This window comes from Streptomyces sp. NPDC054883, from assembly GCF_053610645.1.
The window spans coordinates 1-10,505 of record NZ_JBSGYT010000090.1 but is presented as its reverse complement, the minus strand read 5'-3'; the positions used below and the strand labels follow the sequence as shown (position 1 = coordinate 10,505).

The 10,505-nt window shown below is 72.8% G+C and carries 9 protein-coding genes; 4 read left to right on the top strand and 5 right to left on the bottom strand.

From position 1 onward, the window contains the following. Positions 1–172: 172 nt before the first annotated feature. Complete coding sequence (locus ACWGH1_RS34765; protein WP_453355312.1) at positions 173–1,087, bottom strand: DeoR/GlpR family DNA-binding transcription regulator; 915 nt, start codon at positions 1,085–1,087, stop codon at positions 173–175. Between the two features lie 211 nt (positions 1,088–1,298). After that, on the bottom strand, positions 1,299–2,738 hold the full coding sequence (locus ACWGH1_RS34760) for an NAD(P)H-quinone dehydrogenase (protein WP_453355309.1): 1,440 nt from the start codon (positions 2,736–2,738) through the stop codon (positions 1,299–1,301). 209 nt (positions 2,739–2,947) lie between these two features. Here ACWGH1_RS34760 and ACWGH1_RS34755 point away from each other — a divergent pair, with 209 nt between their 5' ends. The 3 genes from ACWGH1_RS34755 (at position 2,948) to ACWGH1_RS34745 (ending at position 6,127) form a co-directional block, all read left to right on the top strand. Further along, positions 2,948–3,385 carry a gamma-glutamylcyclotransferase gene (locus tag ACWGH1_RS34755; RefSeq protein ID WP_453355310.1) on the top strand — a complete coding sequence of 146 codons (438 nt, stop codon included), beginning with the start codon at positions 2,948–2,950 and terminating at the stop codon, positions 3,383–3,385. Positions 3,386–3,633: 248 nt separating this feature from the next. After that, entirely contained in the window at positions 3,634–4,440 is an 807-nt protein-coding gene (locus ACWGH1_RS34750; protein WP_453355311.1) for a purine-nucleoside phosphorylase, read from the top strand. A 46-nt stretch (positions 4,441–4,486) separates the two neighbouring features. Then, positions 4,487–6,127 carry a phospho-sugar mutase gene (locus ACWGH1_RS34745; protein ID WP_453355313.1) on the top strand — a complete coding sequence of 547 codons (1,641 nt, stop codon included), beginning with the start codon at positions 4,487–4,489 and terminating at the stop codon, positions 6,125–6,127. 501 nt (positions 6,128–6,628) lie between these two features. Here the strand turns inward: ACWGH1_RS34745 and ACWGH1_RS34740 are convergent. Genes ACWGH1_RS34740 through afsQ1 form a run of 3 tightly spaced genes read right to left on the bottom strand, consistent with a single transcriptional unit; the run spans position 6,629 to position 9,412 of the window. Continuing rightward, positions 6,629–7,255, bottom strand: coding sequence for a hypothetical protein (locus ACWGH1_RS34740; RefSeq protein ID WP_453356633.1), 627 nt, complete (start codon positions 7,253–7,255; stop codon positions 6,629–6,631). Continuing rightward, the gene (locus tag ACWGH1_RS34735; protein WP_453356634.1) at positions 7,245–8,738 is read right to left on the bottom strand and encodes an ATP-binding protein; all 1,494 of its coding nucleotides are present in this window, start codon (positions 8,736–8,738) and stop codon (positions 7,245–7,247) included. Before ACWGH1_RS34735 ends, ACWGH1_RS34740 begins: the two co-directional genes overlap by 11 nt. Then, positions 8,735–9,412, bottom strand: a complete 678-nt coding sequence (gene afsQ1, locus ACWGH1_RS34730; protein WP_180291024.1) for a two-component system response regulator AfsQ1 — start codon at positions 9,410–9,412, stop codon at positions 8,735–8,737. The genes ACWGH1_RS34735 and afsQ1 overlap by 4 nt, the downstream gene beginning before the upstream one ends. Before the next feature lie 170 nt (positions 9,413–9,582). Between afsQ1 and ACWGH1_RS34725 the strand changes: the two genes are divergently transcribed. Next, the gene (locus ACWGH1_RS34725) at positions 9,583–10,275 is read left to right on the top strand and encodes a SigE family RNA polymerase sigma factor (protein ID WP_453356635.1); all 693 of its coding nucleotides are present in this window, start codon (positions 9,583–9,585) and stop codon (positions 10,273–10,275) included. Positions 10,276–10,505 lie beyond the last annotated feature (230 nt).

The following is a 10,505-nucleotide window of genomic DNA, read 5'->3' as shown; positions in this document are numbered from 1 at the left end:
CCGCCCGACCGGGCGGGGGCCTTCGGGCATTTCAGCCCCGCCGGCGTTTGAGGCGGCCCTTTCAGCCCCGCCGGCGTTTGAGGCGCGGGGTGCGGGGCGGAGCCCCGAGAAGCCCGGCGCAGCCGGGGCCGCGCAGCGCAACGGCGCCGCACCCGAACCGCGCAGCGACCGGCTAGCGCCGCCGCATGTCCGCCACCCGCGCCCGCTCCCCGGCCTGCTGCTCCAGCAGACCGGCCGGCGCGCTGCGCAGCTGCGCCGTCGGACCACCGCGACGCTGCACCGGCAGCGGCGACTCCCGCCGCGGCCGGCGGCCCGCCATGCCGTCCCCGCCGGAGGCCGTCGCGCCGCCCGCCACCGTGATCTGCACGCCCTGGTCGGCCAGCGCCTGGAGTTCGGTGCCGGCCCGGTCGTCGTGCGGTGGCGGCTCGTCGGTCACCAGCCGCGTCATGACGTCCGTCGGTACGGTCTGGAACATGGTGTCGGTGCCCAGCTTGGTGTGGTCGGCGAGGACCACCACCTCCGCGGCGGCCTGCACCAGCGCCCGGTCCACGCTCGCGGAGAGCATGTTGGACGTGGAGAGCCCGCGCTCGGCCGTCAGGCCGCTGCCGCTGAGGAAGGCCCGCGACACCCGCAGCCCTTGGAGGGACTGTTCGGCACCGCTGCCGACGAGCGCGTAGTTGGAGCCGCGCAGGGTGCCGCCGGTCATCACCACCTCGACCCGGTTGGCATGGGCCAGCGCCTGGGCGACGAGCAGCGAGTTGGTGACCACGGTGAGCCCGGGTACCCGCGCGAGCCGGCGGGCCAGCTCCTGGGTGGTGGTACCCGCGCCGACGACGACGGCCTCGCCCTCTTCGACGAGGCCGGCCGCGACGTCGGCGATGGCCGTCTTCTCCGCGGTGGCGAGATGGGACTTTTGCGGAAAGCCGGACTCCCGCGTGAAACCGCCCGGCAAGACCGCACCGCCGTGCCGGCGGTCGAGGAGTCCTTCTGCCTCCAGTGCCCGCACGTCCCGCCGTACGGTCACTTCGGAGGTCTGGACGACGCGGGCGAGCTCACGGAGCGATACCGCTCCGTTGGCCCGCACCATTTCGAGGATCAATTGGCGACGTTCTGCAGCGAACACGAAACTGACAGTAACCCGGGCGACCGACTGCTTTCAGCTCCTTCCGCCGGAATACCGAAGTTGTCCATAAGGTGGGGCGACAAGTGGTATACGCGGCCGGACAGTTGCGTGAACAGTCCGCCATCGCCCCTCCCGTCACCCCAAATCCCTTGCGGAACAGGGCGGTTCGCGGCGGTTACGACTCCCCGGCGACCTTGCGGGTGTGCAGCTGGCGCGCCACCTCGGCGATCGAACCGGACAGGGAGGGGTACACGGTGAACGCGTTTGCGATCTGCTCCACCGTCAGGTTGTTGTCCACGGCGATCGAGATGGGGTGGATGAGCTCGCTGGCGCGCGGCGCGACCACCACGCCGCCGACCACGATCCCGGTGCCGGGACGGCAGAACAGCTTCACGAAGCCGTCCCGGATGCCCTGCATCTTGGCCCGTGCGTTGCGCAGCAGCGGGAGCTTCACGACCCGGGCGTCGATCTTGCCCGCGTCCACGTCGGCCTGGGTGTAGCCGACGGTGGCGATCTCGGGGTCGGTGAAGACGTTCGAGGAGACCGTCTTGAGGTTCAGCGGGGCCACCGCGTCGCCGAGGAAGTGGTACATCGCGATCCGGCCCTGCATGGCGGCGACGGAAGCCAGCGCGAACACGCCGGTCACGTCACCTGCGGCGTACACGCCGGGCGAGGACGTGCGCGAGACCTTGTCGGTCCAGATGTGGCCGGACTCCTTGAGCCGGACCCCGGACTCCTCCAGGTTCATGCCCTGGGTGTTGGGGACGGCGCCGACCGCCATCAGGCAGTGCGTGCCGCTGATGACCCGGCCGTCGGAGAGGGTGACCTCGACCCGGTCGCCGACCCGCTTGGCGGACTCGGCGCGGGAGCGGCCGATGACGTTCATGCCGCGGCGGCGGAAGACGTCCTCCAGGACGGCGGCGGCGTCCGGGTCCTCGCCCGGCAGCACCCGGTCGCGGGAGGACACCAGCGTCACGCGGGAGCCGAGGGCCTGGTAGGCGCCGGCGAACTCTGCGCCGGTCACGCCGGAGCCGACCACGATGAGCTCCTCGGGCAGCTCGTCGAGGTCGTAGACCTGGGTCCAGTTCAGGATCCGCTCGCCGTCGGGCATCGCGTCGGGGATCTCGCGGGGGTGGCCGCCGGTCGCGATCAGCACCGCGTCGGCGGTCAGGATCGTCTCGGAGCCGTCGGCCGCGGTGACGATGACGTCCCGGGTGCCGTCGATGCCCTGCGGGCCGCCGAGCTTGCCGCGGCCGCGCAGGACGCGTGCGCCCGCCCGGGTGACGGAGGCGGTGATGTCGTGCGACTGGGCGAGCGCGAGGCGCTTGACGCGCCGGTTCACCTTGCCGAGGTCGACGCCGACGACGCGCGCGGCCTGCTCGATGTGCGGGGTGTCGTCCGCGACGACGATGCCCAGCTCCTCGTACGACGAGTCGAAGGTCGTCATGACCTCGGCGGTCGCGATGAGCGTCTTGGAGGGCACGCAGTCGGTCAGTACCGAGGCGCCGCCGAGTCCGTCGCAGTCCACGACGGTCACCTCCGCGCCGAGCTGAGCCCCTACGAGGGCCGCCTCATACCCGCCGGGTCCGCCGCCGATGATCACGATCCGGGTCACGAAAACTCCGCCTCACGTCTACCCGGCCGGCTGCCGCCCCGGCCGGGGCTTCCGGGGGGTCTCCCCGGGGGATGCATTCCGTGCCCCATTGTCCCGCACGCTTCAAGGTGCTTCACGCCCGGTCCCGCCATCCGGTCCGCCGATGCGGTCATCCCCCGGTCATCCATCCGGGCACGCCGCCCGGGCCGCCCTCCCGTACCCTCGACCTCATGTCGCTCTACGCCGCGTACGCCGGCAACCTCGACCCGCGGCTGATGACGCGCCGCGCTCCGCATTCGCCGCTGCGCGGCACGGGCTGGATCAACGACTGGCGGCTGACCTTCGGCGGCGAGCAGATGGGCTGGGAGGGGGCGCTGGCGACGATCGTCGAAGCGCCGCGCCAGCAGGTCTTCGTCGCCCTGTACGACGTCGCGCCGCTGGACGAGGACTCGATGGACCGGTGGGAGGGCGTCGGGCTCGACATCTACCGCCGGATGCGGATCCGGGTGCACACCCTGGACGGCGAGGAGGCCGCCTGGGTGTACGTCCTGAACGGCTACGAGGGCGGCCTGCCCTCGGCCCGCTACCTCGGCGAGATCGCGGACGCGGCCGAGTCCGCGGGCGCACCGCACGACTACGTGATGGAACTCCGCAAGCGCCCCTGCTGACGCCCGTTCCCGAACGCGCCCCTCGCACGGCCCGCCGCCACAACCCGGCCCCCGCCGGCACAACCGGCCCCGCCGGTGTTCGAGGCGCGGGGTCTGGGGCGGCGCCCCGGGAAACCCGGCCCCGCCGGGAAGCGCGCGGGCTCGTCACAGGCCCGGGGACGATTCGGCGGAAACGACAAGGCAACGATCCGAACACCGTGAGCTGTGCCATCTACGCGCGTAGGCCAGGAACGGTTACGCTCGTCAGCGTGAACGCATCTGTTACCGACCCCTTCGCCGACGCCACCGCCGCGGCCGCCCGCCTGCGGGAGCTGACCGGCGCCGAAACCCACGATGTCGCCCTCGTCATGGGCTCCGGCTGGGCCCCCGCCGCAGAGGCGCTCGGTGCGCCCGAGGCCGAATTCCCCGTCACCGACCTGCCCGGCTTCCCGCCGCCCGCCGTGGAGGGCCACGGCGGCAAGATCCGCTCGTACAAGATCGGCGACAAGCGCGCGCTGCTCTTCCTCGGCCGGACCCACTACTACGAGGGCCGCGGTGTCGCCGCCGTCGCCCACGGCGTCCGTACCGCCGTCGCCGCCGGCTGCAAGACCATCGTCCTGACCAACGGCTGTGGCGGTCTGCGCGAGGGCATGAAGCCCGGCCAGCCGGTCCTGATCAGCGACCACCTCAACCTGACGGCCGCATCGCCGATCGTCGGCGCGAACTTCGTGGACCTCACCGACCTCTACTCGCCGCGCCTGCGCGCGCTGTGCAAGGAGATCGACGAGACCCTCGAAGAAGGCGTCTACGTCCAGTTCCCCGGCCCGCACTACGAGACCCCGGCCGAGATCAACATGATCCGCGTCATGGGCGCGGACCTGGTCGGCATGTCCACCGTCCTGGAGGCCATCGCCGCCCGTGAGGCCGGCGCCGAGGTGCTCGGCATCTCCCTGGTCACCAACCTGGCGGCGGGTCTGTCCGGCGAGCCGCTGAACCACGAAGAGGTGCTCCAGGCCGGCCGTGACTCGGCCTCGCGCATGGGCAAGCTGCTGACCCAGGTCCTCGCCCGCATCTGAGGACCGTACGAGCCGTACGAGAGGTAAGGCGGAAGTAGTGCAGGAAGTGCAGGACGACCTGATCACCCGGGCCCGGGCCTGGCTGGCCGAGGACCCGGACCCGGAGACGGCGGCCGAGCTGGCCGGGCTCGTCGGGGCCGGCGACACGGCGGAGCTCGCGGACCGCTTCTCCGGAATGCTGCAGTTCGGCACCGCGGGGCTCCGTGGCGAGCTGGGCGCGGGCCCGATGCGGATGAACCGCGCCGTGGTCATCCGGGCCGCGGCGGGCCTCGCGGCCTACCTCAAGGCCCGGGGCCACGCCGGCGGCCTGGTCGTCGTCGGCTACGACGCGCGCTACAAGTCGGCGGACTTCGCCCGTGACACCGCCGCCGTGATGACCGGCGCCGGGCTGCGCGCGGCCGTCCTGCCCCGTCCCTTGCCGACGCCCGTCCTCGCGTACGCCATAAGGCACCTGGGCGCCGTCGCCGGCGTCGAGGTGACGGCGAGCCACAACCCGCCCCGGGACAACGGCTACAAGGTCTACCTCGGCGACGGTTCCCAGATCGTCTCCCCGGCGGACGCCGAGATCGCGGCGGAGATCGAGCGGATCACCACCCTCGACTCCGTCCCGCGCCCGGAGTCCGGCTGGGAGGACCTCGGTGACGAGGTCCTGGAGGCCTACCTGGCGCGTACGGACGCTGTTCTGACCCCCGGTTCCCCCCGGGGCGTGCGGACCGTCTACACGGCCATGCACGGCGTCGGCAAGGACGTCCTGACGGCCGCCTTCGCCCGGCACGGCTTCCCCGCCCCGGTCCTGGTGGCCGAGCAGGCGGAGCCGGACCCGGCCTTCCCCACGGTGGCCTTCCCGAACCCGGAGGAGCCGGGTGCGATGGACCTGGCCTTCGCCACGGCCGCCGCGGCCGGCCCGGACATCGTGATCGCCAACGACCCGGACGCGGACCGCTGCGCGGTGGCCGTCCCGGACGACGGCGGCTGGCGGATGCTCCGCGGCGACGAGGTCGGCGCGCTGCTGGCCGCCCACCTGGTCCACAAGGGCGCCCGCGGCACCTTCGCGGAGTCCATCGTCTCCTCGTCGCTCCTGGGCCGGATCGCGGAAGCGGCGGGCGTCGGCTACGAGGAGACCCTGACGGGCTTCAAGTGGATCGCCCGGGTCGAGGGCCTGCGCTACGGGTACGAGGAGGCGCTCGGCTACTGCGTGGACCCCGAGGGCGTCCGCGACAAGGACGGCATCACGGCCGCGCTCCTGGTCGCCGAACTGGCCTCGGAGCTCAAGGAGCAGGGCCGCACCCTGACCGACCTGCTGGACGACCTGGCGATGGCCCACGGCCTGCACGCCACCGACCAGCTGTCGGTGCGGGTCTCGGACCTCTCGGTCATCAGCTCGGCGATGGCGGCGCTGCGGGCGCGGCCGCCGGTGTCGCTGGCGGGGCTGCGGGTGGTCTCGGCGGAGGACCTGAACGAGGGCACTGAGTCGCTGCCGCCGACGGACGGCCTGCGGTACTACCTGGAGGGCGACTACAAGGCCCGGGTGATCGTGCGGCCGTCGGGTACGGAGCCGAAGCTGAAGTGCTACCTGGAGGTCGTGGTCCCGGTGGCCGAGGCCTCGGACCTCACCCCGGCGCGCAGCCGGGGCCAGGAGGTCCTGGACGCGATCAAGAAGGACCTCTCGGCGGCCGCGGGCCTCTGACCCTTCCCGCGCCACCCGCCCGCCTTGGCCCTGGCGGGCCCGCCGCTTGACGGACTCCGTCCGCGAGCGGCCGGCCAGTACCTGTACGGGTCCAAACGCCCCCCGAGCCGTCCGGACCGGGGGGCGTCGCCGTTCCCCGGGCCGTCCGGTCCGGTACCTGTACGCCCCCCCAGGCCCGACCCGGCGTGGCAGTGCCCGGACAGACGCATCGGCCGTCGGGCCTTCCCGGTTCGGGGGCTGTCGCGTCGTACGGCCGCTGCGCGGGGCCTTTCCCCCACCCCGCCCGGACCCTCCCCCAGACTCCGTCCCGGGGGGACCCCCACTCAATCGCCGGCGGGGCTCGATGCGCCCCGGACTCAGCCGAGCCCCATTCGGCCCCGCCGGCGTTCGAGGCGCGGGGTACGGGGCGGAGCCCCGGGAAACGGCGGGGCAGCCGCATTCCAGCCCCGCCGGCGATTGAGGCGCGGGGACCGGTCGGAGCCGCCCCACGGCGTGGGGGCGTCAGGAAGGCGTCGGGCGGACCACGTCGCCCAGGGTCGGGACCGATTCCGGCCGCGACCGGACGGCGTCACTGCACTCCCACGCCCGCGGCGGATCCGCGTCCGGACCGCCCAGGACCACCGGCCCCGGCCCCGCCGACACCGCCTCGCTCTCCGACAGCGTGCACACGATCTGCGACAGCGCCACCGGCGGCAGGTCCTCCGGCTTCCGGCTCAGCCGTACCGTCCCCGCCGGGTCGCCCGCCCGCGTCGGTGCCGCCGACAGCCCGGCCGGGACCCCGGTCGTGAAGCCGGCGTCCCGCTCCTCCGCCGACGGCTCCCGTTCCAGCGCCTCCAGCAGCGCCTGCGCCGCCAGCACCACCGGCTCCCGCGCCGGCCTCTTCTCGGGCACCGTGACCACCCGCTCCACGCCCACCAGCTGCGAGCCGCACACCAGTTCCACCGTCGCCCGGAACCCGGGCACCCCGCTCGGCTGCTGCCCGCCGCCCGGCTGCGCCTTGGTGTCGCACGACACCCGTGACGGCGCCGCCCCCACGTCCACCGGCACCGTCGTCGCCCGGATCCCGCACCCCGCCGTCAGAGCGGCCAGCACGAGCACCCCCGCCACGCACCCCGCCCTACGCCTCACCGGCGATCACCTTTCCCACGTCCACCGGCAGCCGCAGCGTGAACAGCGCCCCGCCCTCGGCCCCGTTGGCGGCCGTGATGTCGCCGCCGTGGATGTGCGCGTTCTCCATCGCGATGGACAGCCCCAGCCCGCTCCCGTCCGACTTCGGGCGGGACGCGCTCGCCTTGTAGAACCGGTCGAAGACGTGCGGCAGCACCTCCTCCGGAATGCCCGGACCGTTGTCCTTGACCGCGATCAGCAGCCACTCCCCCTCCACCCGCACCGACACCCGGACCGGCGAGCCGCCGTGCTTGAGCGCGTTGCCGATGAGATTGGCCAGGATCACGTCGAGCCGCCGCGGGTCGAGCCGCACCACGATCCCGCGCTCCGCGTCGAGTTCGACGGCGTCGAGCCACGCCCGCGCGTCGATGCAGGCCGTGACCTGGTCGGCGACGTCCACGTCGTCCAGCACCAGCCGCGCCGTCCCCGCGTCGAAGCGGGTCACCTCCATCAGGTTCTCCACCAGGTCGTTCAGCCGCCGGGTCTCGCTGACCACCAGGGCCACCGCCGGTGCGATCATCGGATCGAGGTCGTCGACCTCCTCCTCCAGCACCTCGGCGACCGCCGTCAGCGCCGTCAGCGGCGTGCGCAGTTCGTGCGACATGTCCGCGACGAAGCGACGGCTGGCCTCCTCCCGCGCGCTCATGTCCGCGACCTTCTTCTCCAGCGCCTCCGCCGTCTTGTTGAAGATGTGCGACAGGTCCGCGAGTTCGTCGGTCCCCGACACGTCCAGCCGGTGGTCCAGTTCGCCCTCCCCGAGCCGCCGCGCCGCGTCGCCGAGCCGCTGCACGGGCTTGAGCACCGTACGGGCCGCGGCCTGCGCCAGCAGCGCGGAGCCGAGCAGCGCGAGCCCGGTGGCGATGGTCAGGGACCAGCCGAGCGCGTTGAGGTCGTCGCGTTCCTGTGCGAGCGACTTGTACATGTATCCCGTCGGCCCGCCGCCCACGATCCGCGTCCCGCCCACCAGGTACGGGTTTCCGTGCGGCTTCGTCCGCTGCCAGTACATGTGGTACTCGGCGTCGTTGGCGGCCGTCGTCTTCTGCCGGTCGTTCACCGCGGACCGGAGGGACTGGGGTACGTCGTCCAGCCCGAAGGAGTCGGGGCCCGCCGCACCGAACACCTTCCGGCCGCCCTTGAGTTCGTCCACGAGCAGCACGCTGTACCCGGGGCTGCTGCCCGCCATCAGCTCGGCGGTGCGCTGCAGCTCCTCGGGCGTCGGATCGGCGGGCAGCCCCGCGGCCCGGTTCTGCATCTCCTGGCGGAAGTCGCCGAGGGCCGCGTCCTGGGTACGGGTGAGGACCGCCTCGCGGTTGAGCCAGTAGGCGATCCCGGAAGCGGACACGGCGGCCGTCAGCGCGACGAGGGCGAACACCACGAGGAGCCGCAGCCGCAGGCTGGTCCACCGCCGGCCCGCGAACAGGCCGCCCAGGAACTGCTTGGTCACTGTGGGGAGTCCAGGCGGTAGCCGACGCCCCGGACGGTGCGGATCAGCGTGGGTGAGGACGGGACTTCCTCGACCTTGGCGCGCAGCCGCTGCACGCAGGCGTCGACCAGGCGCGAGTCCCCGAGGTAGTCGTGCTCCCAGACGAGGCGCAGCAACTGCTGGCGCGACAGCGCCTGGCCGGGCCTGCGGCTGAGCTCCAGCAGCAGGCGCAGCTCGGTCGGGGTGAGCTGGAGGTCCTCGCCGTTCTTCGTCACCGTCATGGCGGCACGGTCGATGACCAGGGACCCGAACACGGCGGAGTCGCTGGCCTCGCGTTCGCCCCGGCGCAGCACGGCGCGGATCCGGGCGTCGAGCACCCGGCCCTGCACGGGTTTGACAACGTAGTCATCGGCTCCGGACTCCAGCCCGACCACCACGTCGATGTCGTCGCTGCGCGCGGTCAGCAAGATGATCGGCAGTTGGTCGGTGCGCCGGATCCGCCGGCACACCTCGAAGCCGTCGATCCCGGGCAGCATCACGTCCAGCACGATCAGGTCCGGCCGCTGCTCGCGCAGCAGCTTCAGGCCGTCCTCGCCCGTCGCCGCGGTGGCCACACGGTGGCCCTGGCGTGACAGGGAGAGTTCGAGGGCCGTGCGGATGGCGTCGTCGTCCTCGATCAGCAACAGGAAAGGCACGGGCTCATTCTGTCCCATCGCTCGTCCGGACTCGACCGTCCGTCGTACGGGGTTGCGGCAGCGGACCGCTGTGACAGGTCTGTGACAGTCGCAGGACACCGCGGTTAAGTCGGCGGGGCAGGCTTCTACCAGAGACGGACCGAAGCAGACTCCACGACGGGGGGCGCGAGATGAACACGCTGCACAGCACCACGACCAGCGCGGTCGTCACGCGGCTGCACGATGCGAACCGCCGGGCGGGTGTCCGTACGGCGACGGTCGCCCGTCAGCGGCCGACGCATCCTGTAGCCATTGACGCGAACACGTACCGGGCGGTTCCCGCTCCGGCGAAGCCGTCCTCCTCGGAGGCGGAGTTCACGGCGTACGTACAGGAACGGCGCGCCGCGCTGTTCGCGACGGCGTTCCACCTCACCGGTGACCGGTACGAGGCGGAGGACCTGCTCCAGAGCGCGCTGTTCTCGACGTACCGGGCGTGGGACCGGATCAGCGACAAGGCGGCGGTCGGCGGGTACCTGCGGCGGACCATGACGAACCTGCACATCAGCGCGTGGCGCCGGCGCAAGCTGAACGAGTACCCGACGGAGGAACTGCCGGAGACGGCCTCCGACACGGACGCGATGCGCGGTACGGAACTGCGGGCGGTGCTGTGGCAGGCGCTGGCCCGGATCCCGGAGCCGCAGCGGACGATGCTGGTGCTGCGGTACTACGAGGGCCGCACGGACCCGGAGATCGCGGAGATCCTGGGCATCAGCGTCGGCACGGTGAAGTCCAGCATCTGGCGGTCGCTGCGGCGGCTGCGGGAGGACGACGTCCTGAGCTTCGGCCGGGACGAGGCGGAGTCCTTCGGGGAACTCGTCGCCTGACGAAGACCATCGGGCCAGGGGGCCCGTCCTACGGGGGTAGGGCGGGGGCCGCGGGGGGAAAAGGCGGGATCAAGCGGTCGGGGGTCCGCATGATCCCGCCTTTTCGCATGCGCGGCGTCACCGGACCAGCCACGTTCAGCCCTGCCGGCAAAGTCAGCCCCGCCGGCGTTTGAGGCGCGGGTGCGGGCGGCGCCCCGGGGCCGGGCCCACACCCCCGCGCGGGGGGGCTG

Bases quoted from the DNA above. Each gene is read 5' to 3' on its own strand.
- ACWGH1_RS34765 (WP_453355312.1), bottom strand. From the start codon at position 1,087: ATGGTGCGGGCCAACGGAGCGGTATCGCTCCGTGAGCTCGCCCGCGTC.
- ACWGH1_RS34755 (WP_453355310.1), top strand. From the start codon at position 2,948: ATGTCGCTCTACGCCGCGTACGCCGGCAACCTCGACCCGCGGCTGATG.
- ACWGH1_RS34725 (WP_453356635.1), top strand. From the start codon at position 9,583: ATGAACACGCTGCACAGCACCACGACCAGCGCGGTCGTCACGCGGCTG.